15 protein-coding genes are annotated in these 23,482 nt (G+C 49.2%); 5 read left to right on the plus strand and 10 right to left on the minus strand.

Annotated elements, in window-relative coordinates; translation table 11 throughout:
* The first annotated feature begins 25 nt into the window (after window positions 1–25).
* Window positions 26–1,441, plus strand: a complete 1,416-nt coding sequence (locus HUU10_08530) for a deoxyribodipyrimidine photo-lyase (GenBank protein ID NUQ81639.1) — start codon at window positions 26–28, stop codon at window positions 1,439–1,441.
* Window positions 1,442–1,506: 65 nt separating this feature from the next.
* Here HUU10_08530 and HUU10_08535 read toward each other — a convergent pair whose 3' ends face one another.
* The 7 genes from HUU10_08535 to HUU10_08565 form a co-directional block, all read right to left on the minus strand.
* The gene (locus tag HUU10_08535; GenBank protein NUQ81640.1) at window positions 1,507–2,382 is read right to left on the minus strand and encodes a hypothetical protein; all 876 of its coding nucleotides are present in this window, start codon (window positions 2,380–2,382) and stop codon (window positions 1,507–1,509) included.
* A 74-nt stretch (window positions 2,383–2,456) separates the two neighbouring features.
* Window positions 2,457–3,260 (minus strand): ABC transporter ATP-binding protein, encoded by an 804-nt coding sequence (locus HUU10_08540; GenBank protein ID NUQ81641.1) that lies wholly within the window; start codon window positions 3,258–3,260, stop codon window positions 2,457–2,459.
* An 82-nt stretch (window positions 3,261–3,342) separates the two neighbouring features.
* On the minus strand, window positions 3,343–3,927 hold the full coding sequence (locus HUU10_08545; protein ID NUQ81642.1) for an LPP20 family lipoprotein: 585 nt from the start codon (window positions 3,925–3,927) through the stop codon (window positions 3,343–3,345).
* A gap of 35 nt (window positions 3,928–3,962) precedes the next feature.
* Window positions 3,963–5,993 (minus strand): PEGA domain-containing protein, encoded by a 2,031-nt coding sequence (locus tag HUU10_08550; protein ID NUQ81643.1) that lies wholly within the window; start codon window positions 5,991–5,993, stop codon window positions 3,963–3,965.
* A gap of 71 nt (window positions 5,994–6,064) precedes the next feature.
* Window positions 6,065–7,021: a hypothetical protein gene (locus tag HUU10_08555; protein NUQ81644.1), complete on the minus strand. Its 957-nt coding sequence runs from the start codon at window positions 7,019–7,021 to the stop codon at window positions 6,065–6,067.
* A 37-nt stretch (window positions 7,022–7,058) separates the two neighbouring features.
* Window positions 7,059–8,510, minus strand: coding sequence for a hypothetical protein (locus tag HUU10_08560; GenBank protein ID NUQ81645.1), 1,452 nt, complete (start codon window positions 8,508–8,510; stop codon window positions 7,059–7,061).
* A complete protein-coding gene (locus tag HUU10_08565) occupies window positions 8,507–9,535 on the minus strand; it encodes a hypothetical protein (protein ID NUQ81646.1) in 1,029 nt (342 codons plus the stop codon). Before HUU10_08565 ends, HUU10_08560 begins: the two co-directional genes overlap by 4 nt.
* A 56-nt stretch (window positions 9,536–9,591) precedes the next feature.
* Between HUU10_08565 and HUU10_08570 the strand changes: the two genes are divergently transcribed.
* The 3 genes from HUU10_08570 (at window position 9,592) to polA (ending at window position 13,367) form a co-directional block, all read left to right on the plus strand.
* Complete coding sequence (locus tag HUU10_08570; protein ID NUQ81647.1) at window positions 9,592–10,119, plus strand: SRPBCC family protein; 528 nt, start codon at window positions 9,592–9,594, stop codon at window positions 10,117–10,119.
* A 114-nt stretch (window positions 10,120–10,233) separates the two neighbouring features.
* Window positions 10,234–10,632: a hypothetical protein gene (locus HUU10_08575; GenBank protein ID NUQ81648.1), complete on the plus strand. Its 399-nt coding sequence runs from the start codon at window positions 10,234–10,236 to the stop codon at window positions 10,630–10,632.
* On the plus strand, window positions 10,623–13,367 hold the full coding sequence (gene polA / locus HUU10_08580) for a DNA polymerase I (protein ID NUQ81649.1): 2,745 nt from the start codon (window positions 10,623–10,625) through the stop codon (window positions 13,365–13,367). The genes HUU10_08575 and polA overlap by 10 nt, the downstream gene beginning before the upstream one ends.
* A gap of 133 nt (window positions 13,368–13,500) precedes the next feature.
* On the opposite strand, the gene HUU10_08585 is transcribed toward polA, so the two are convergent.
* The 3 genes from HUU10_08585 to HUU10_08595 all read right to left on the minus strand — a co-directional run bounded on the left by HUU10_08585 (window position 13,501) and on the right by HUU10_08595 (window position 20,370).
* Window positions 13,501–16,152, minus strand: coding sequence for a T9SS type A sorting domain-containing protein (locus HUU10_08585; GenBank protein ID NUQ81650.1), 2,652 nt, complete (start codon window positions 16,150–16,152; stop codon window positions 13,501–13,503).
* 967 nt (window positions 16,153–17,119) lie between these two features.
* Window positions 17,120–18,415, minus strand: a complete 1,296-nt coding sequence (locus HUU10_08590) for a hypothetical protein (protein ID NUQ81651.1) — start codon at window positions 18,413–18,415, stop codon at window positions 17,120–17,122.
* Window positions 18,416–19,056: 641 nt separating this feature from the next.
* Entirely contained in the window at window positions 19,057–20,370 is a 1,314-nt protein-coding gene (locus tag HUU10_08595) for a glycine--tRNA ligase (GenBank protein NUQ81652.1), read from the minus strand.
* 235 nt (window positions 20,371–20,605) lie between these two features.
* Here HUU10_08595 and HUU10_08600 point away from each other — a divergent pair, with 235 nt between their 5' ends.
* Window positions 20,606–23,338 carry a response regulator gene (locus HUU10_08600; GenBank protein ID NUQ81653.1) on the plus strand — a complete coding sequence of 911 codons (2,733 nt, stop codon included), beginning with the start codon at window positions 20,606–20,608 and terminating at the stop codon, window positions 23,336–23,338.
* The last annotated feature ends 144 nt before the right edge of the window (window positions 23,339–23,482 follow it).

Here is a 23,482-nt window from a genome sequence, read left to right on the forward strand (position 1 = left end):
GTTCTGAATACAAAACAGGAAAATCATGACTGCCCTTTTCTGGTTCCGGCGCGATCTTCGGCTCGATGACAATCATGGACTGTACCGTGCACTGACCCGTTTTGAACGGGTGGTGCCGGTCTTTATTTACGACTCACAGATCCTTGGTAAACTAGACAACTGTTCCGATTCCCGGCTGAAACTGATTGATGAGGCATTGGATGATCTTGATCAGAAACTGGCAGGCAACGGAACATCCATCCTCAGGCTATACGGTGACCCCGCTCTCCTGATCCCACAGGCAGCCCTTCAACTCGGGGCGTTGACCGTTATTACCAATGCCGATTACGAACCATACGCCCGTGAACGCGACCAGCGAATCCATGACCAACTCGGAAAACTGAATATTCCATTTGAGCGGTACAAAGACCACGTCATTTTTCATGAATCGGAAATCACGAAGGCTGATGGACTTCCCTATGTGGTCTATACTCCTTACAGCCGTGCCTGGAAAACCCGGCTGACCCCGGCTGACTACCAACTGTTTCCATCACAGTCCTTCATTGGACGGCTGAGCCGGGCGACCAATACAGAACAGCTCCCGGTGGTGCCCAACTCCCTGTCGTGCGGGATGGAACCGGCAACCGCTGTTATTCAGGGAACCACCGAGGCCGCACAGCGCATGCTGGACCGTTTCCGCACCCGACTCTCTTCCTATGGCAGCAACCGGGACTTTCCGGCAAAAAACGGAGTTTCATTCCTGTCTCCCTATTTGCGCTTTGGGCAAGTTTCCATCCGTGAATGCGTTCGGATGGCTCTCTCATCGAAATCGGATGGCGCGCAGAAATGGCTGAATGAACTGATCTGGCGTGACTTTTACTCACAGATTCTCTGGCACTTCCCACAGTCTGCCACACAGTCCTTCAACCCGGCCTACAGAAACCTGAACTTCCCATCTGACGAAACCCTCTTTTCTGCCTGGTGTGATGGACGAACGGGGTTCCCGCTGGTAGATGCCGCCATGCGTCAGCTGAATCAGACCGGATGGATGCATAACCGGCTCAGAATGGTGACCGCCTCTTTTCTGGTTAAGGATCTTCTGGTCGACTGGCGATGGGGGGAGACATACTTTGCCTCGAAACTGCTCGATTTCGATCTGGCCAGCAACAATGGCGGGTGGCAATGGGCCGCCTCAACCGGCTGTGATGCCCAACCCTGGTTCAGAATCTTCAATCCCGTCACCCAATCGGAGAAATTTGATCCCGATGGAAGTTTCATCAGGAAATATGTTCCTGAACTGGCTGCTGTTCCCCCTAAATGGATTCACCAACCCTGGACCCTGACCCCGGTGGATCAACATACTTTCAATTGCAGGATCGGGTCCGACTATCCAGCCCCGATCGTTGACCATTCCGAGCAAAGACAAAAAGCACTGACGTTGTTCCAGTCAGCCAGACAATAATCTGACAGTAAAAAAAAGGGGCTGTCCCGTCTGGAACAGCCCCTTTTTGAAAAATCCGTTCCGGATTATTTCTGAACTTTTACGCTGATGGTAATATCACCAGTTGATCCGGTGGTCAGGTTGGTTACTAGAGCAACCCCATATTTACCTGAAGCAGTTTTGAAGGCAACCACTGTATCTTTCAGCAAGCTATTGACTTTGGTCACTTCAGATCCGGTTCCATTATCCCATGAAGCCTTGATTTTTGATGCAACATCGACATCATTAAAATTCTGTACCGACATACTTGTGGTTTTGAATTTTGTGGCATTTTTAACGGTCCATGTGGCAAGACCATTCGTACCATCATAAACGGTTGCAGCATCTGTATCATTCGGAGCAGCAAGAGTTGCAAAATTAGAGGCACCATAGAAATAAACCAGATCAACTTTATCAGAGTTGGTTTTGGCATCCACAATGGTATAAACGGTTCCTGTTGTGGTTGCAAGGAAGGAACCAGTACTTGAGCTTTGAGCACCCAGTAATTTTGCAGAATAGCTGTCCAGGCCAGACGCAAGGGTTGCGGTGTAAGCACGTGCAACCGCTTCGTCATCACCATCGGTTACGGTGATGGTGAAGATGACTTGCTTACCGGCAGCTTCTGTAAAGGTATAGGAGAAATCAACCGACTTGGTGGTACCACTCAGTTCTTCTGATTTCAAAGTTGATACATTTCCATCCACACTTCTGGTGATTGAATAACTTTTCAGTTCATCATCATCGGTGAGTTTGAAGGTGAAATTGATGGTTGAACCAGGCTCATGGGTCCCGGAGGTAACACCCAAGGTTCCGTTTACAGCAAGGTTATCAATACCAGGCTGTTCATTTTCGCCTTCGTCGCATCCGGTCATCAGAGATCCGGCCAGAACAGTGGCGGTAAAAAGGTAAAATAATTTTCTCATTTCAGTTTCTCCTGTTTGTTGGTTTTGGATTGGTTTGGGTAAAGTAAAGACGTTTTTGTCAAGATTCAAGAGGTTCAGCGTGGTTTGGTTGAATCCGGCTGACCTGCTTTCACTGCCAGATCTTCCATTTCATGGACAATTTCGTCGTCATCAACCGAAGACCGGTTCACAAAATTCCGGACCACGTGATTATCCGACTGAAACAGACGGTCAGGGGCATCATCAAAGAAAATATGGCCTTCATGAAGCATGATGACCCGGTCAGCCACCTTTTTCACACTGTCCATGTCGTGGGTGACCACCACCGAGGTGACCTGCAGGCGTTCAGCCAGCGAATTCACCAGGTTGTCAATGGCATCCGACATGATGGGATCGAGACCGGTGGTGGGTTCATCATAAAAAATCACTTCCGGTTCGGTAATAATGGCCCGTGCCAGCCCGACCCGTTTTCTCATTCCGCCCGACAGTTCTGAAGGTTTCAGCCTCTGAATTCCCGGAAGTCCGACCAGTTCAAGTTTTTCTTCCACTTTGCGGGCAATTTCCCGCTGGGTAAATGAAAAATTTTCGATCAGCGGAAGTGACACATTCTCGCCTACCGTCATGGAATCGAACAGAGCTGCTCCCTGAAATAAAAATCCGATTTTGAGACGAATGGCAGCCAGCCCGGTTTCTCCCAGACCCGAAAGATCCTGTTTATACACTTCCACCGTTCCCGAGTCGGGTTGCATCAGACCCACCATGTGTTTCAGCAACACCGATTTGCCACAGCCAGAGCGCCCGATCACCACCAGCTTTTCACCTTTATGGACATCCAGACTGATCCCTTTCAGGACCTGCTTTCCCCCCAGATTTTTCTTGATATTGGTGATTCTTATAATGGGCATAAAATAAAAACGGCCGTCTTCAGATTGAGACGGCCGCAAGAAACTGCCTTTTCAGATGAGTTGCAAACCCGGGTGATTACTTCCCGCGTTGTTCATCATACTTTTCAACGGCTTCATCGAGTTCCTTATAGGCCTTGCTTGCCTTCAGGGCAGTCAGCAGTTCATTTTCCTTTTTGATCTGCTCAAGCATGATTTCCTTCATTTTGCCCATGGGAAGTTTCATCAGCACGTAGGCTCTGAAAACTCCATCTTCGTTGCGGATTTCCTTTTTCTCCTCAGAAACCCCGATCAGCCGCTGGCGTGCCAGCTGCTTGGTGGTTTCGGAAAACTCGGTCAGAATTTTGGAATCCACATTCATTCCGGTTTCCTGAGCAAACCGTTTGGTCAGCACATCGACATTGTTTTCCATCTGGCGGGCCAGATCGGCATTGGCAGTGGCTTTGGCCTTATTGACAGCCATCTGCAGATCACGCGAGACTTCTGCAGCCACCGAGTACAGATATTCGTCGCTGTTCGAAGGCGGTTCCATATACCAGGACGGTAAATCGTCCACAAAATCATCGGAAGCTTTCTGATGAATATTGGTTCCTTCTTTGCTACCACCACATCCGGTCAGGATGAAAAGTCCGAAACCGGTGATCATCGTTAAAGCTGCAGGCATTCTTTTCATTGTTGTCCCTTTCTGCATCGTGAAAATCAGAATAACATTCCTATTTGCAGGGTTGTCTGAGGCCTCATGGTCTCCTGCCCTTCCATCGGGTTGTACGTGAACCGGATGAACGGGGTTTCAACCGAATTGTTCAGATATGCATTTATCTCATAACCCACTGATATACCTTTGGCAAAAACTCGGGTCGGAGTCCGGCTTCCATCCGGCTTATAATAGACTTTCATATGCTCATACCGCACCACCAGCGCAGGAGCAATTCTTTCAACAATATAAAAAGGTGAGAAAGACAGCCCCGAGTACCAGGTTTCATACCTCAGACCACCCGAAACCACCGACCCATCTTCACCCGTGTAACGGATTGGTTTAAACAGGGTACGTTTTTCATTAATCCCAAAACCCAGAAACCACCGGATGGGGACCCATTCCCGTGAAAATTCAATATCAGTACCCGCCATGCCGACATTCCCGCCTTTTACACCCGTTAAATCTTTCATGACAGTGGCAGGTAAACCCGCATTGCGGTAGACAAATCCGAGACCGGATCCGCCATTGTATAATCCATGAAGCCGTTCATTCCCCAGCAGACTGAAACGGAAAAATTTTCCGCTGGACCGGGTCAGGTTCACTTCCATGAAAATGTCTTCCTCATCTGCTTCAAAACGGTATCGTTCCGATTCAAAACCCGGATTGTCAAATATCAGACTGTAGGAACCCGGCTCAATTTTCATGTGATAAACCGGCAGATTCCCGGTGAAATTCACATCACGGTTACTGGTCGAAAATAATCGGTACCGGGCGCCTGTGGTTCCAATCAGAGTCAGACGGGCCTGCCGGAACAAGGTCGCCTGTCGGGTGACCATTTCCTGTTTCCGGATGGTAATGGGAAATCTGACGGTCTGATAGGATTCCTTTCTGATTTCGAGATCATAACTATCGGTGGGAATGTTATCTGAGAAAAAGGGGGTAAACCCAACCCTGGTCCCATTCAGATAAACCTCGGCTTCGTCTGGCTCTGATGTCACCTGAAGTTTGCCCACAGTGCGTCTGAGTGATACCACCACATCTCTTTCCTCAAGACGACGAACATTCGCGGTAAAAACCGAATCCTCATGCCCGCTTCTTACCACTCTGACTTCCCTCTTACCTGAAAGAACACGCAGGTAGCCATCTTTGGGGTATACTTCACGGTTATCGATGTAAATCCGGGAGGCGCCCGGATTGACCCGCACCGTCCATTCACCATAATCGGGGACCAGTGAAACCGGAATCACCATCGCGAGGGCCGGATCGTCATTCGGGCCCGATTCCACGGTGGTTTCAAAAGGCAGGTACATTTCCCGGTACACCTTTATCTTACTGACCCCGACCGGAATCCTGACGGGAATATCAGGTTGATAAGCCGTCCATTTTCCATTGATTTCCAATTCATTTTCTGCATCGGTCTGTAATCTGATCAGTCCGAACCTGGGGACCATTTCGACCACTTTTGAGGTGGTTTCCCCTTTCCGGATGCTGACCTGAAAACGAACTGTGTCATAGTCCGCTTTTGAAAGGGTGATCTGATAGTCCTTTGATTCAAAACCGGTCAGGGTATACGGGGTGAATGCGCCGGTTGCAGACATATCGGCAATGTCAATCCGTGCTCCTGCAGGCACCGACCGGATGACCAGATCTCCTTTTTCGGGATCGCCCGATGGAATTTTTCCTTCAATGGAATAATACTTTACATCGCGTGCCTGAATTTTCGGTATGCGCAGTTTTGCTTCGAGATAACCGGGAGATTTTATGGTGAGTGTTTGTGTTTCGGGGCGAAGGATCAGAATGTATTTGTTTTCACCAGGGTTGGTTTTATCGGCGACAATTCCATCGGTATTCGATTCAAAAACCAGATTCGGCAATCCGGAATAAATAATGACCGCGGCATCTTTCGGGTACTGGGTAAAAACCGGTATCGAAGCGGGCCGGGCTTCTTCGCGGATCAGAAATTCGCGAAGGGTCTGCGCCACCGATAGCTGAGTGCCAGCCAGAATCAGAAATCCGACCAAAAAAGGTTTCATACTAGGTCTCCCGGATCAATCACCAAGGCACTATCGTACGGATTATTCAGGTCTTTGTTTCTGCCGACCTGTCAGTTGATAATCTCGAAATCACCCAATGAAATCACCGAATCCGGTGTGGTGTGTTTCCCGGGTTGCCAGGCTCTGACATGGATGATGGGCTGGTTCTCATCCCTGAAATCAATCATCAGGAACAGATATCCCTTATCTGAATAGGTGGGTGAGTACCAATACTGTAACAAAGAAACACCGTAAATGGATTGGAATTTACGGTGCTGTACCACCTCAATTTCCTCGAAACCGACCTTGATGTATTCGTTTTTTCCGAATACCCGTTCCAGCCCGCTCAGATAATCTGCCTTGCTTTGCCTGATCAGTTCGACCCGCTGGGTTCCAAGGTTGTTTTCGAGATAGTCCGAGCGGTCTTCACCCGACTGAACAACATGTCCGACGATGATCAGCGCCTGATCACTGAACACCTGTTCAAGGTAAGTCAGATCCTTTCGGTTGTAGGCTGTCCGGAAGTTTTCCACAAAATCAAGAATGATCTGCCGTCTTCTCAGATCGGCTACTGTCAGTCCGGCTGACAGAACGGTTTCATACTGATGTTCGGGAAGTCCGAGTGTCACCGATTCGAGTAATCCGTTTCGTCGGAAGGCGAGCACCAGATGTTCTTCGGAAAGATCCCCGGCAGCCACTTTGATCTGAATGGGAATTCCCCTCAGTTCAATCAGACTATCCGGCCGGATAATCGGCTGAAGGTTTACTTCTGTTTCTGAACAAAAGAACGGTCGGTAGGCCCACAGGTCAATCAGGGTTTTCTGGGCTGCAGCAGAAAGTTTTAATTTTCCGGGCTTGATCTTTCTTCCCGACTGAAAGGCAGCATTGGCCTCGCTGAGAAGGGCACCGGCCTGTTTGGATAGTTGTTCCGAACCCGGAAATTCTGAGGGGATCAGAACCGAGGTTTTATGCTGAGCAGAAAGGACACCCGCTGCAAACAACAGCAAAAAGAAAAGTAAGGTCTGCATGGTTCTGACCGGAACTGAAAGCAGCCCCGTATTACATTCATTTGAATTCAAGGTAGATCACCGCCATTCCACGAAACGATTCCCTGACCGAGGGGACGGATTTTCCGGTTATTTCATTCCGGTACCCCTGGGTCATCGGCGTGAGGAAAGCTGCAATTTCCTTTGTATCGGGATGATAAACAACTGCATAACAGAGTTCAGGGTTAATAAAATCGGTGGATTTCCCAAACATCAGCCGTCCTTCATTTTTCAGCAATCTGAGCACCGACAACACCGAGTCGGCCTGGGTAACAGCCGAAAGTGGTTTCCAGACGTCACTCCCCTGAAAGGACAGCCAGTCGGTCTTCACCGTTTTTTGCTTAATGACAGGGGCATCTGCAATCTCTCCTTTTCCATTCACCCATTTAGAAACCACCAGATCCTGGCTGTTATTTAAAACCAGCTTAACAAGGTATTTTCCTTCCGGATCAGAGAAAAATTGCCTTGGGGATTGTTCGGTAGAAACCGTTCCATCTCCAAAATCCCAGAAAAACCGGGAAACACTCAGGGCTGTGATCTCGGGAACAAACCGGATGACATTGCTTTTTTGCGGTTTCACAGAAAAACCGATTTTGATAAAACCCGAAAAATCAATCTGAATAGTCCGGGTCACGGTTAATGCCATTTCCTCATGGATGGCCATCAGTTCTGCACCGGCAACGGTTTCATCAATAAAAGGTCGAACGGCCAGTTCCATCTGCAGAGTCCGGCCGGAAGGGAATCCATACAAAGGAACAGGTGCCACCCCATTTTTTATCCGGCGGTAAACCGGTGACCGTTTTGCATCGGTCACTTCAATGCCATCGACCACTTTGTCACCCGAACGGAATTCGAGACCAAGCAGTGCAGGATCTTCGGGATTATCGGGCAGATCCAGCGAGGCCGCCGATACTTTCATATCCTGGAAAAGCGTCCGCAACCGGCCGGCTAGCCAGGCTTTCATATCAGGGATTCCCTCGACAGAAACGGGTTCCACCGAATAAAAAGATTTCAGGTACAGCAGATACCAGTCCTGAACCATTGCGGCCGGTCCCACCTGACCCTCCCGTTCAGACAGAACGGTCCAGGCCGTGATCAGTTCACCTGCCAATTCATCCATCGACCTCCGGTAATCCGCCTTGGATAACACCGCTACCACTTTGGTACGGCCATCTTCCATTTCGAAACTGGAAAAGGTGATTCCGGTCAGCCGTGCCTGAGAGAAACTGTAGACTTTCTGGCTGGCTGATTCCCTGATTCCCCGTTCACTCTCCGATTTGCTGACGGTGGATTCCACCCGGATGTAATTCTGAATCTGCATCATCAGATCCGTTTTGGCAGCAGCCTTTGCCTGATCGGGATCCTTATCAATTCCCTCACCGACATAGGCATTTCCGGTCAGATCCACCGACTGAGCAGACAGCACGCCAGTCCAGATCAGGATCAACCCTGTTAACAGTCTTCTTTTCATCGGATCACCTTTATGTTCAATCCACCGTGGGTTCCGTCATGGGTTTTTAACCACGAAGTCACATTGTCCTGTCGGATATACGTATACAAATCGGCCTGAATGACGGAGTTGGTTTCGGAAACCACGTTTCCTCTTACTTTCAGCACCAGCATATGAAGATGCCTGAATACCCGGCTGACTGCCAGAATGGTTACGATTCTGAGTCCGTCTGGTTGCAATTCTTCCGCCATCCAGATATCTGAACCGGCGAGCACACCATCTGCCACCCCCTCCCAGGCAGCCCGGTAAGAGGCCACCTGATTTCCATAGGTGTGATGGGTGACTTCAACCGGTACCATTCCACCCTGACCCCTGAAATCTGTAATCATGGTCAGCAGGGACTCTCTTGGATAAAGGGCGGACCAGACTGGTCTGCCATTCATGTTCCAGGACGTTCTGAAAAATCCGCCCAGCCAGACCGTGGAATCCAGCCGGATCAGATTTCCGGATGTGAATACCGGATCCGCTTTCCCGACGGATGGTTTTCTGATCAGCCTGGCCATCTGGTTATCGAGGGCCTCCTTTTCCAGACCCGACAGCGGCAGATAATTCGGTGGCACCTGCAGTTCCCAGCCGGAACGATACCTGACCAGCCAACCATTTTCCAGCTCAGTTAAACTGGCAGGCGTTAAAAACCGGTCCTGAGCAGACTTTCCGCTGATCACCACCATCTGTTGACTGGCCAGATAGTTACTTACCTGATGAAAGGGCAGTATCTGTTCAGAAAGCGCCAACCGTTCAAGAAAACGATGAATGATTTCGTTACCGGTTCTTTCATCCAATCGGATACCAGCATGAATCAGCCGTCCTTCCTGATCGCGACAAACCAAAATGGAAAATCCGTTCCACTGCCCGGTCTGTTTGATTTCCCGGCCCGCGCTGTCAGAAACTGGTGTCAGAAACCTGATCTTCTCATTGACCCAGGGCTGCAGATCGGCCAATGATTGAGACTGCACAGCATAAGGAAGCAGCAGACATGCAACCATTATTAACCCATCAAAAATCGGAGTATATTTAAACTTCATCTTAAATAGGAGTGATCATGCTGAAAAAACTCGGGCTTTTCTTTGCAATCCTGATTGCTGTTTTGATGATTGTCCCACTTTTCCTTCCATCGGATTACTCGGTCATGAGATCGAAGGATTTTGTGCAATCTGACTCGCTGATTTATTCGCTGGTCGGTGATTTTAATGAATTTGTGAAATGGAGTCCATGGCAGGAACGCGATCCCGGTGCCACGGTTACCATCACCGGCGTTCCCTTCACAGTCGGATATAAGTATGAATGGAAAGGTGACCCCGATCTGAGCGGGTCGGGTTATATGGAAGTGACTTCCATTGATCCCGGGAAGAAAATCACCATGAATCTGGTTTTCAATGAACCCATGCAGTCCACTGCACTGAATGTCTGGGAATTCGAAAAGACTCCCGATGGCAGCCGCATGTTCTGGACGACATCCGGAGAACTTGATTACTTTGGCCGTTATTTCGGGCTGATGATGGACGGGATGCTGGGCGCTGATTTTGAACATGGGCTTTCTAATCTGAAAAAATACGCCGAAACCAAATGACGACAAAACCCGGCCGGCGGAAAACTCCGGCCGGCCGTCTCAAACCCAAACGATGGAACCTGTATACGGAATAAGCCGAAACCCGGTTTCATCCAATCTCCTTCTTTCCAATCCATGAAATCCACAACGACCATTCCGGTACCTCCCGATATCAGGCGTTTACCCGACCGGGAACAATTGCAATGGCTTTCAGCCGAACTTCCGAAACGACGCGCCAAAGCGATCCGTGTGCTCATGGGACAGGTGGCAGCCAGTGTTTCCCTTCTGATGTTGCTGGTCATTCCGCTTGAAGTAGCCGCGATGATGACCGGCTCCATTCCATTGGCAGTCCGTCTGGTGATCTATCTGATTCTGGCCATCGGCTGGAACCTGACTCCCACGGCCAGGCGATGGAAAAAACGGCAGGAGGATCAGCGGACCGGGTTACGGGAACTGGAATTGTACCGGGTCTTTCTGACTGCCCGGCTGGCTGCAGAGGCAGACCGGCTTTCGAAAAAAAGGAAATCAACATGAAAACACTGTATCTCATCGACGGAATGGCTCTGGTTTACCGGTCCTATTATGCGTTGCTTCAGGCGAACCTGAAAAGTCAGACCGATGAGCCCACCGGGGCTGTGTACGGCTTTACTGCCACTCTGATGAAACTGCTCGATGATCACAAACCTGATCACATTGCCGTGGTGTTCGATACAGCCGCCCCGACGTTCCGGCATGAGAAATTTGCGGCTTATAAAGCCCAGCGCCCACCCATGCCCGAGGATATGAAACCTCAGATCGGCTACATTAAGGAAGTGGTGAAAGGGTTCGATATACCGGTTCTCGAGATTGACGGATTTGAAGCCGACGATCTGATTGGTACCCTGGCTGTCAAGGCGGCCGAAGAAGGTGTTCGTGTAAGAATGGTAACGCCGGACAAGGATTATATGCAACTGGTCACCGACCGGATTGGCATTCTGCGTCCCACATCAAAAAATGACTCGGGATTTGAGGAAATTGACCATCAGGCCGTTGCTGATAAATTCGGGGTGTCTCCAGACCAGGTCATTGAGGTTCTTGGGCTGATGGGAGACTCGGCTGATAATGTGCCGGGTGTACCGGGAATCGGCGAAAAAACCGCCATTAAGCTCATACAGGAACATGGGTCCATCGCGAATGCCATTGCCGCTGCCAAAGCCAATCCGAAAGGAAAGGTCATGGAAAAACTGGTGGAATTTGAACAACTCGCCTATGATTGCCGTGAACTGGTTACCATCGATACGCGGGTACCCATCGATCTGGACTGGCACCGGCTTAAAGTCACCGCCCCGAAAACTCAGGACCTGATCAGGCTGTTTCAGCATCTGAACTTCAGAACGTTCCGGCAGAAACTGGAAACAGCCGGTCAGACAGGTGAAACCGGCGACCTGTTTTCGGATGGATCTGCCGTTCAGGATGGAAAGAAAACCATTCAGACCGAGGAACACGATTATCAGATCGTGCGGGATCCGGTTCATCTGAAAGCCTATCTGAATCAGCGACCCACAGGGGCACCTCTTTGCTTTGATCTTGAAACCGATCAGCTTGATCCGCTTCTGGCCAGACCTGTGGGAATCGCGCTCTCCGTAAAGGCCGGAACCGGCATCTACATGCCGGTGAATGCCGACTCTGGTGCCGATATACAGGAAAAACTGGAGTGGGTGCGCCCCGTCCTCACCGATCCCTCGATTCCGAAAATTGCACAGAACGGGAAATTTGATCTGCTGATTCTGGAACGGTTTGGGTTAACGGTCACGCCGTTTTCCTTTGACACGATGATTGCCGCCTTTGTTTTAAACTCGAACCAGCCGGTTGGCATGGATGATCTGGCCGAAAAGTACCTGAATTACCGGCCGGTTCCCATTACCGATCTGATCGGATCGGGGAAAAACCAGCTTTCCATGAAAAACATTGCGGTCGAGAAGGTGGCCGACTATGCGGCCGAAGATGCCGATATCACCCTTCAGCTTTATCAGGTCTTTGAACCCGACCTGCGCGCCACCGGAACGCTTGGTTATTGCGAAAAAGTCGATTTCCCGCTGGTGCCGGTTCTGACCACCATGGAACGGCTTGGGGTAAAAATTGACACGGACTTTCTGAAGTCGCTTTCACAGGACATGACCGGGAAACTGCTCGACTTCAGGGAACAGATTTTTCAGGCGGCCGGATTTGAATTCAACGTCAATTCACCCAAACAGCTTTCCGATGTGCTGTTTAATAAACTCGGACTCCCTCCGTCGAAAAAAACCCAGACCGGTTTTTCCACCGATCAGTCGGTGCTGGAAGGATTGCGGTTTGCACATCCCATCATTGAAAGCATTCTGAATTTCAGGCAGGTTGATAAACTTAAGGGAACCTATGTCGATGCCCTGCCAACCATGGTCAACCCGGAAACCGGCCGGGTCCATTCCACGTTTTCACAAACCATTGCGGCCACTGGCCGGTTGTCCTCCAATAACCCCAATCTTCAGAACATTCCCATCCGCACCGATCTGGGACGGGAAATCAGAAAAGCGTTTATTCCCGGAGAAGAGGGTTGGGTGATTCTTTCTGCCGATTATTCCCAGATCGAATTAAGAATTGTGGCAGCAGTAGCGGGTGATGAGGCCATGACATCCACGTTTAAGGCCGGAATCGATATTCACACCGGCACGGCCGCCCGGGTTTTTGGGGTGGATCCGTCTGCGGTGACCCGAGACATGCGCCGGAAGGCCAAAGAAGTCAATTTCGGGATCATCTACGGTATTTCTGCTTTTGGTCTGGCCAACCGGCTGGGCATCCCGCAGGGAGAAGCCCGTGACATCATCAACCGGTATTTTACCACCTATCCGAAAATAAAGCAGTACATGGAAACCATTGTCGGCCGCGCAAAAGCCGATGGCTATGTCGAAACACTTCTTGGCCGGCGACGGTACCTTCCCGACATCCGTTCGGGCAACCGAACGGTGCAGCAGATGGCCGAGCGGATGGCAATCAATTCACCCATTCAGGGAACGGCAGCTGATCTGATCAAACTGGCCATGATCGATATTGACCGGTGGCTGAAGAGCACCCCATCGCTAAAAACCAGGATGATTCTGCAGGTACATGACGAATTGGTTTTTGAAGTGCCCGAAAGTGAAGTGGATCTGGTGAAACCAGAAATTATCGGTCGGATGGAATCGGCGTTTCAGTTACCGGTTCCGCTGGTGGTCGAGGCAGGAACCGGCGCCAACTGGCTGGATGCGCATTGAGAAGGAACTTGTGCTTTCCAATTCACTTAAAAGGAATTGAGGTAGAAATCGGCGAGACACTGGGTTTTAAGATAGATGCGCTATTGTTTTATTTTCCCCACAGGGTTTTCCTGCGGGGAAAATAATTGGTATCCTATTTCATCAGTTGAAGTTTACCGGTTTTCGCAACTTTTCCTGCCTCGAACCGGTACAAATAGGTCCCGGATGACAGGTTCGATGCATTAAACCGGAGATCATGGACGCCCGCGTTCAACTGTCCGTTAACCAGGCTGGCTACCTGCTGGCCCAGTATGTTGTAAATAGTCAAACGCGCATGACCGGCTTCCGGCATGGTAACGGAAAGTACGGTTACCGGATTGAACGGATTTGGGAAAACCGATACGGTTGCCGAAAGCACCGGTTCCCCCTCCTCCTCTGCGTCAAGGGATGATTTCCGGATACGGAATTTATTACCCGATGGATCAACCACGTAGAAAGTATACCGCGCCCCGGACGGAACAAACCGAATGGTCGCAGACGAGTCTGTGTAGCTGGCAGAGCCGACCCTGTTCAACTGAGAAATCAGGTAGTCGCGTATACTTTCCTGTTTCAAGGCAATCGACCATACCATCAGCGTATCAATCACAATGGAATCAACCGATGCAGGATCGATGGTAATCCAGGTTTCGGTGGTATCGCCAAGTCTGGAAGCCACAATACTGAATCCCTCAGCCTCATCACCATCCTTTGCCATACCGGCCCCGCCTGTGGGCCAGGTAACCGGATTGGTTTTCAGGGCATACAGATTGGTCACGCTATCGGGCTGAATCGTTGCCTCAACCGGATATTCATCCACTTCATTGTGAAGCAAACGGGCGGGTGTGGCAGAAAAGGGGGATGTTTCTTTGGTCCACGAAGTCCCATCATTTTTCCACAGATAATAGTTCCACGATTCGCCATCCGGAGATTTTCCGATGGAGGCAAGGGTTTTATTTCCCTCAACTGAAACCGACCAGGCTGTATAATTGCCATACGGCATACCGGATTCCAGAACGGTGACCGGCGAAGAACTGCCCGAATAGTACCGCTTGCCATAGCAGGCTTGTTTGTTGTTGGAGGTTTGCTGGTTACGAATCATCATCAGAACCAGATCATCAGTCGGATTAACCGTTGATGCAAAACTGGTGTAGTTACCACCCGAATTCGAGAAAAGCGTGACGGGTGATTGCCAGGATGTTTTATATTGCCTGCCCACAATATTTCCATTACTCAGCCAGGACAGGTAGGCATATTTGCCATTTGTCGAAAAAACAGGTGGTGATGAAACCGTAAATGACGTCCATGGGGAACTGGTATTGAATAAGCCATTATTAAACGAAAGCGAGGATGAATAAACCGTCAACCCATCCACCAGCAGAATTAGCAGGTTGGCCGGATTGGCACCCCATTCTGAAGAATTAATTGGGTTGTGTCCCGATATATACACTTTTGTTGATGGACTCAGGTTTGCGGGAAGGGCAGGTATATTTGCCATGCGTCTGCTCTGGGTAATGACCCCATTGGTCACCTCAACAATATCCAATAAATAATCACCCGGGACAGTACTCACAACATTAAACATGGCAAAATACTGTTTCAGGTGGTTATAATCCGTACTGGCAACAGATAGCGGGGAACCCAACTCATAGTCTGTAGAATAGTCGCCGGTTTCATATTTCTGCCCATTTTTTTCTGTATGCAGCCAAACACCGCCAAAACCGTTTGTTTCTGATTTATAAACAACCGCCGATTTACCATTACCCGAGTATTGAGCCTGATTTTGAACCCAGTTGGGAAGCCGGGAGGACATCATGGCTTTATAAGTTGCAGTAACGGTTGCATTGGGTGCTGTAAATACAATTGGTTGTTCACCCGATTGAGTTTCTGTCAGCTGGGCACCAACGGTAGTCCAACTCTGAAATGCAAATTCATGACCTGACCATTGTACCACATTTTCTGAGCGTATGGAATAATACGGCCTGATTTCCCCGGGATTTGGTTTAACCTGATTAAGGAATACTCCCTTTCTTGGACCATTGATTGAAAGATCAAATGGAATGGAGACAGGTTCCAGTATTGCCTGTGTTCCCTTGGATAACCCATTTTTTTCAAACCACGGATCGCTGAATGAAATACCTGAAAGGTTGTTCATCACCATTCCATCGCTGATAGCACTCAGCAAGCCGCTTCCATCTATCTGCTTGAATTGTGATTCTATTTGTTCGTTATCAGTTGGCTGAAACTCCAATCTGTTATGCCATGCTTTTCGATTTGTCCATTCATAATACTTTTGTGTATTGGAAGCAGCAAGTGAGGAAGAGGACTGAAACCTGCCATTAATCCCTTTTTTCACCAAAAAAGTATGGGGTGCTGTCTCCCAATCAAGAACGTCCCCATCCAAAACCTGTGCAACTTCGCCGAAAGATGAAATGCCGTCGGCAAGCTTCTGATCAACGACCAGATCAAAAACGGGGATAAACGATACCAACTTTATTTCAGATGGGGTCAGATAGGTGAGTTTAAAAGATTGATCCGATTGTATAGCCGCATAGAAATACGGGCTCTTATCCTGAGCAAAGAAGGGAAAATAGCCAGTTACAATGGTTTTGGGTGAATAAAACCTGGTCGTAGACTCAATAAGACGTGTATATTTAAATTCATTCAATTCATGAAATAACACATGCAAGTGTCCCTGACTATCCACCGACAATTGGAAATTTCCAAATGGATTGGTGGAATGGTAGGAAACTGTTTGAGGTATTGCCACCCCACTCGATATTTTCACGATTTTGAGGTCATAACCCCCATTTTGTCCGCTCAGGGAATAAACAATATAAAAGGAATTATCAGAACTTGCTATGCCTCTAAGATCAACCGGAACATTGGAAACGCTTGGAACCAAAGTCACTGAACCGAAGGCCCCAGTTTTATTATAGGGCGTCATCATTATTTTATTGCCCGAATAATAGAGTACCCCACCAGAATCGGGACTGAAGGCAATGATATCTGATGGAGTGACCGATCCAAAACCCGTGTTTAAATTATGTGAACCATACGAAGTGCCATTCCGGTAAATAATCCTCACCAAATTGTTACCTGACAGATCGGTGCAAGTGTAATGTACAGAATTTCCATCCTGACTTAACCTGACAGAACTTGTGCTGAATGGTTGGTTGGTTTTTCCGGTGATACCCTGAAAACTTACCGATGAAGACGTTCCGTTCAATTTTATACGGCCATTGCTATCATGTGAATAATAGTTTACACTCCCCCATGAGTTTTCCCTTACGTAGAAATAGGAACCGTTTGAATGACTACCATAGTAGGCCCATGACGCTTTTTCGTTTGTTGATTGTGGTTTGTACCATTGACCCCACGTACCGGTTGCCGGATCCTGATTACTCGACATCAGGTCATATCTTTGATCTGGGTGGCTACTCAGATAGAAAATTCCCCTAACTGGCTCAAGATAGCCTGGACCAAACGTGTAACTGCTGGTGTTAACGAGTGGAATTGTCTCACTGTTTATTATCTTCACCAATGAGGGTGTCTGCCCTAATGAAGACAAGCTGGTCAGTAACAAAAAAGTGCTACCAACACTTCGAAGGAAGGTTTTCATGTATTCTCCGTGATTTTATTACGGAGTGATTTTCTGAAGGTCCGGTTCCCCCGTGCAAAGGTTAACACGGCACCTTCCAGAACCTGATGGTGACTCCGTGCACCATCAGGGTTTTTTACTTTCTTCTGCCCATGACCAGATAGTCCCGGTTGTTGGCAAAACCCACCGCTACCAGCAACCCTTCTTTCACTGCCAACCGGTGAAAAGTCATCCTCCCGGCTCCAAGATTATACACTTCCGGGTATACCTTAAAGGTCCCTCCATTGAAATGGGCAAGGTTGAAACCATTGCCGATCCAGTAATCAAAATCTGAATTACCCCTTACCGTTATTGCCCCAGCATCCACACCGGCACTTCCTGTATGAACCGAAAACCACATCTTCCGGTGTTTGTCATATCTGAACAAGGATCCATTTGCCAGATACTTATGTTTTTCTGTTACCCAAATTCCTCTTTGATAATTTGCAAGTCCTTCAATTTTATTTGGAAACAATTCAAGAGATGTTTCCTGAACTTTCACGATTGGGGGTTGAATGTTAAAATCAAAGTTTCCGGCAATGACAAACACACCCTCACTGTTTCCCCACAAGTCCACCATATCCAGATCGGTTGTTTTCCTCAATCTGAAAAACCGGGTACCATTGAAATAAAGAACCCCCCCGGCATAACCAGCCACATGGAACTCCGGTCCCCCATACCCCCAGATTTTATTGGCAGTCATGGCCATATTTCGTAAACCATATATCACTGACCACTTTTTACCCCAATCATCCGTGTAGGAAATACCCGAATTCTCACCTACCACCCACACACGTCCGCTGTTGGTCACATACACACCCGCTGCCTCGCCGAAAATATTAAGATCATAGTCAGGGTTGGCATATTCCAGATGAAAAATGAGACGGTGCTTGTTCCAGGTGGTCCCATCCCAGTGCAGCACATTATACAGGGTATCCGGCTTGGAGAAGTCATGAAATTCTCCTGCAACCCAGATGTTGTTTTCATTCACAATCCAGACATCATTCACAAAACTTGCACTGGGACCCAATTCGGTCAGAGAGAAAGTAAAGGCATGACTGGTTGTATCGCCGGTGGTTCCTGAAACCACGTTACTGGAGTGGGTGTAGTCTTGTCCATTGGTTTCATGGGCCTGCCAGGTGTAGGACTTTTTTGGTTCCAGGTCCCATTGGTCATGCAAAACGGTGTCGGTTCCAAAGACCCGTACAGTTTGTGACCAAAAACCATCACGTGTCATGACAATCAAAGCCGGCCGGGGCAGGTCCTTAATCTGAAGGGAGAACGTCACATAGGTCGGTTCTATATCCAGAATTTTCAGGGTCAGATTCCGAGGCTCAGCGTCCTCCGGCTCCTGGCAGGCCAGCAAAGTGATCAGAATCAGTATGGGGATCATTCGAAATCCAGAAAATTTCATTTGCAGCGTTCCTGGTAGGCCATCAATCAGATAATGAAAATGCAATTGTCCATAAAAACAGTTCTCGCTTAAATCGGTGCATGGTGATCAATCCGGTCAGAAATTCCTACTTTCCGGATTTGGAATACTCGGGATCTTGCCTGCTATTATAACACTTTGAAACAAAACACTTCAATATACCCCCCCCCAATTTATTAAGTCAAGTTAATATCTATTTTGGTCTTATCATAAAAATGGCTCATAATCCGATCTTGAAATGACAAACCCTACCCATCGTAATAAATATCAATGCCATATACAGATAATATAGTCTTGTTTATAAATAAAGGGATGATTTATTTGCACCAGAGAAGAACCAATAACCGGTAAAGGCCGCGGGGTGACAGAAGGGTCCAGAACTGAAGCGGGAAGGAAACCCGGGGGTACTATCTCAAAAAGGGAAGTGGTCGGTCTTCAGGCGAATTGTAACAGATGCCAACACCATCAGGGGTGGCATGTAAGTCTGGCTCAGGAACGAATACAGCAGGATTTTTTGATATGGGTAAAGGCAGAAGGTGGTCGTGCCGGAAGGAAATCTGCTTAATAAGATCCCCTCCGGCATGTTCAACCTGAAATCTGGTTTACTGATTGATTTTCTCGTCCATAAACCGGCGCACCGAGTCCATGGCAATCCGCTCCTGAGCACCGGTATCGCGGTGACGGACGGTGACTGTCTGGTCCTCTTTGGTCTGGTAATCGATGGTGAAACAGAAAGGTGTTCCGGCTTCATCCATCCGGCGGTACCGGCGGCCGATGGCACCCGAGTCGTCATAGAACACCTTGAAGTGTTTCTGTATGTCACGGTACAGGTTATCGGCGATGTCGGCAATTCCATCCTTCTTCACCAGTGGCAGGAAGGCCGCTTTCAGCGGGGCAATTTTCGGGTGAAACCGAAGCACGGTCCGTTGTTCATCACCCATCATATCCTCATCATACGCATCCACCAGGAAGGTCAGAACCGACCGGTCACAGCCAGCCGAGGTTTCCACGATGTAGGGAATGTATTTTTCGTTCCGCTCCTGATCGTAATACAACAGGTTTTTACCCGAAAATTCCTGGTGGTTTTTCAGATCGAAATCGGTACGTGAGTGAATTCCCTCGAGTTCATTCCAGCCGAACGGAAACTCATATTCAATGTCGTATGCATCGCTGGCATAGTGGGCCAGTTCATTGGGCCCATGCTGATGGAACCGGAGTTTTTCTTTCCGGATTCCCAGATCGAGATACCATTGGAACCGTTCTTCGCGCCATTTCTGCATCCACTCGTTTTCGGTCCCCGGCTGGATGAAAAACTGCATTTCCATCTGCTCGAATTCCCGTGTTCGGAAAATGAAGTTACCGGGCGTGATTTCATTACGGAATGCTTTACCGATCTGTGCAATACCAAACGGGACCTTCTGCCGCGAGGCTTCCTTCACGTTGTGAAAGTTTACGTAAATTCCCTGGGCCGTTTCCGGACGAAGATAAACGACCGAGGCATCTTCCTCGACGGGTCCCATAAAGGTTTTGAACATGAGATTGAACAGCCGGGGTTCGGTGAACGAATCGCGGGTACCGCATACTGCACAGGGTTTGGTCAGATCAATCTTATCGGCCCGGAAACGGGATTTACATTGCTTGCAATCCACCAGCGGATCGGTAAAACCATCCACGTGACCCGAGGCTTTCCAGACGGTGGGATGCATGAGAATGGAGGCATCAATCCCTTCAATATCATCATGATGACGGGTCATGGCATTCCACCAGGCATCCTTCACATTCCGCTTCAGTTCAATTCCCAAAGGGCCGTAATCCCAGCACGAATTCAATCCGCCATAGATTTCGCTGGATTGGAATACAAATCCGCGACGTTTCGACAGAGAAACCAGTTTTTCCATCACATCGGTCAGAGCCATTTCATCATCCTCCGGTCCGGCCTGGTCCCAGTCGGGCAGCCGGCTTCGTTTTTTTTGGTACAGGTTATAAAAAACAGGGTGGTAAAAATCGCTTTTATTCGGGGTCTAGTCAATGAATAAGGTTATTTGGGCATGGTTTTCGGTTAAAAGCACTCATCCGGACCCGGAAGAACCCGCTTGAACCGGTTTATTACCGCCGGAATGCGGTTCAGGCCCTTTTTTAGTAATTTACAGTATGAAAGTTGTTTTTCGCCTGCTCACCGGACTGGTGATTCTCTGTGCAGGGCCCCTCAGGGCTGCTGATCCCGATTCAATCGCCCTTATCAGACAGTATCTGGCCTCGGGTTACAAAGCCTACCGGCATTCAGACGGTCCGGCCTCGCTGCGGTTTGCCCGTCTGGCCCTCGACATGGCCACCCGTCAGGACGATACGGAAGGGCGCGCCTATGCTCACCGGTACCTGGCCTTTGGCTATTCCCTGCAGGCCGATAAGACCAACCAGATCAGGCATTTACTTGCGTCACTGGCCGACTTTAAATCCACATTTAACTCTTACGAGATTGCCGAAGCAACCCGTCTGACCGGTGTTTACTACCTGCATCTGGATCCGGCCCGGATGTGGGAACTGGTGAACGATGCACAGCGCCAGTTCAGACTGATTAACCACAGCCGGGGTTTGTTCGAGTGCAAAAGCAACATCGGGCAGGTTTATTATGAACAGGGAAACTTCCAACGCGCGCTGACCATTTTTCTGATGGCGGATCGCATGGCCGATTCACTTAACTTCCGCGAAGGGAAGGCCAGAAACCTGTCCAGACTGTCTTATGCTTACGCCCAATTGGGGGACTATCAGCGTCAGCTCTCCACCCTGTCATCCAGTCTGGCTTTGTATGGCGATACCATCCGGGCTGATATCCGGGCAGAGCTACTGGGTGATCTGGCCATTGCCTTCAGAAACCAGAATGATTTTGTCCGGTCGGAACAAACATTTAAACGGGCGCTGCGCATTGCCGATTCACTCGGTTCGGTGTTCCGGCAGCAGGAATTGCTTCAGGAACTCTCCCGTCTGTACCTCGACTGGTCAAAGCCCGATCTGGCTTACCATCTTCTCGATTCGTCCTATCAGATCTACACCCGTATTTACAATGCCGACCTGCGTGACCGGCTGATTGAATCGGAAGCCCGGTTCGAAATAAACCGGAAAGACCAGGAAAATGAGCTGTTGCGTGAAAGGGCGGCCAGAACCAACCTGATCTGGATTCTGGTAACACTGACTGTCGGCCTGATTGCGTTGCTTGCGATTATGCGTGTGCTCACCATCAGAAAGCACAAGGCCGATCTTCAGGAACAGAACACGGTGATCACCAGCCAGAGCGAAGAGCTCAGACATCTGTTTCAGACACTGACCATCAGCGAGTTGAAGTACCGGGCCTTATTTGAATATTCCCCACTTGGCATTCTGGTGCTTGATGCCCAGGGACTCATCACCGATGCCAATGAAACCTTCTGCCGCGAATCCGGATTCAGTAAACATGAACTGACCGGTACTCCCGTTTCCAGGTTTGCAACCTCAGGAAATCAGCAGGAAGTGAAAAAGCACATCGACCGTCTCAGGAAGGGCGATTTGCTTTCCCATGAAACACAGCGCCTGAATAAGGACGGATCGGTTTCTGAAGTGGAATTAAATGAAGTCCGCGTTGACCTGCAGGACGGATCTCACTTATTCCTGATTCTCAGTCAGGATATCACCGAGCGGAAAAAAACAGCTCTGGCCCTGAAAACCGCCATGTCGGCAGCCGAAAAAGCCAATCAGATGAAAAGCCGGTTTTTATCCATCATCAGTCATGAAATCAGGACACCTCTGAACGGAATCATCGGTATGTCTGATCTGCTGGTCCAGAGTACGCTCAACAGCGAGCAGCGTGATCAGGTCGAAACGATCCGAAGCTGCGGTCAGGACCTCTACACTCTGATGAATGATGTCGTTGATTTCTCACGTCTCGAGACAGGTACCATCACACTGGCTGATGAACCCTTCAACCTGCGGGAACTGGTGTCTTCGGTATTGAATCAGGTTAAACCATCGGGTGAGGGTTCCGATCTCTCGGTTTCCATTGACGACCAGATTCCTCGGGTTCTGACCGGAGACCGGATACGGCTGGCCCAGATTCTGAATCATCTGGTGATTTATGCCACCCGTTTAACGACTCCCGGACTGGTAACCATCCGTTGCCAGCTTACGAAATCGGATGGCAATTATTACTGGGTAACCGTCACGGTGGCAGACGCTGGTCCCGGAATTTCATCCGATCAGTTATCACGACTGATGAAACCGTTTGAAACGGTCATCACCGATCCCTCATCTGACCCTGGCTTTCCCGGACTGGGCCTTTACATCACCCGCCATCTGGTCCGGCTGATGAACGGTACCTTTGAAATGACAAGCGAACCAGGTCAAGGAACCACCACCACCTTTACCATTCCGTTTAATTCGGGTGACTATCTCACCGAACCAGACTCTTCACCCGATCTGCAGGCATTTGATCCCTTACTTGCCAGCCGTTACCCGATGACCATTCTGGTGGCAGAGGACAATCCGGTCAATCAGAAGGTCCTCAGACAGCTGCTGAACAAATTCGGTTACTCCTGTACCATTGCACAGGATGGAGCCCGGGCGGTCGCCGATTTAAGCGAAAAGGATTTTGATCTGGTTCTGATGGACATTCAGATGCCGGTCATGGATGGATTCCAGGCGACAAGGCTGATCCGTTCGTCACGGAAACAACTGCCGGTCATTATTGCGCTTTCTGCCCACATTCTTCCGGAAGATAAAGAAAGGCTGCTGACAGCCGGTATGCATGATTGCCTTCCCAAGCCGATCCTGTTACCTGACTTCAGAAACCTTCTGCTCAAATGGGGCCCGGTCATCTCATCCATCCGGACCGGCATGCACCTGCCCACCAATTAACAGTCTTTTAATGACCTGATCGTCTGTTTACTTTGACATTACCGGGGGTCAGGGGTAATTTTGCACCGGCTTTTCGCATGGATTTCTGCGTTCGGGAACTTCCCGGAACGGCCAGCCCATTTCAAACGGAAAAGCTGTATCGTC

The sequence above is a fragment of the Bacteroidota bacterium genome (assembly GCA_013360915.1).
Taxonomy (GTDB): Bacteria; Bacteroidota; JABWAT01; order JABWAT01; family JABWAT01; genus JABWAT01.

Excerpts from the sequence above, each read along its gene's own strand:
- HUU10_08535 (NUQ81640.1), bottom strand. The coding sequence starts at position 2,382 with ATGAGAAAATTATTTTACCTTTTTACCGCCACTGTTCTGGCCGGATCT.
- HUU10_08595 (NUQ81652.1), bottom strand. The coding sequence starts at position 20,370 with ATGGCTCTGACCGATGTGATGGAAAAACTGGTTTCTCTGTCGAAACGT.
- HUU10_08530 (NUQ81639.1), top strand. The coding sequence starts at position 26 with ATGACTGCCCTTTTCTGGTTCCGGCGCGATCTTCGGCTCGATGACAAT.
- HUU10_08550 (NUQ81643.1), bottom strand. The coding sequence starts at position 5,993 with ATGAAACCTTTTTTGGTCGGATTTCTGATTCTGGCTGGCACTCAGCTA.
- HUU10_08590 (NUQ81651.1), bottom strand. The coding sequence starts at position 18,415 with ATGATCCCCATACTGATTCTGATCACTTTGCTGGCCTGCCAGGAGCCG.
- HUU10_08600 (NUQ81653.1), top strand. The coding sequence starts at position 20,606 with ATGAAAGTTGTTTTTCGCCTGCTCACCGGACTGGTGATTCTCTGTGCA.
- HUU10_08575 (NUQ81648.1), top strand. The coding sequence starts at position 10,234 with ATGAAATCCACAACGACCATTCCGGTACCTCCCGATATCAGGCGTTTA.
- HUU10_08570 (NUQ81647.1), top strand. The coding sequence starts at position 9,592 with ATGCTGAAAAAACTCGGGCTTTTCTTTGCAATCCTGATTGCTGTTTTG.
- HUU10_08565 (NUQ81646.1), bottom strand. The coding sequence starts at position 9,535 with ATGGTTGCATGTCTGCTGCTTCCTTATGCTGTGCAGTCTCAATCATTG.
- HUU10_08560 (NUQ81645.1), bottom strand. The coding sequence starts at position 8,510 with ATGAAAAGAAGACTGTTAACAGGGTTGATCCTGATCTGGACTGGCGTG.
- HUU10_08545 (NUQ81642.1), bottom strand. The coding sequence starts at position 3,927 with ATGCCTGCAGCTTTAACGATGATCACCGGTTTCGGACTTTTCATCCTG.
- HUU10_08555 (NUQ81644.1), bottom strand. The coding sequence starts at position 7,021 with ATGCAGACCTTACTTTTCTTTTTGCTGTTGTTTGCAGCGGGTGTCCTT.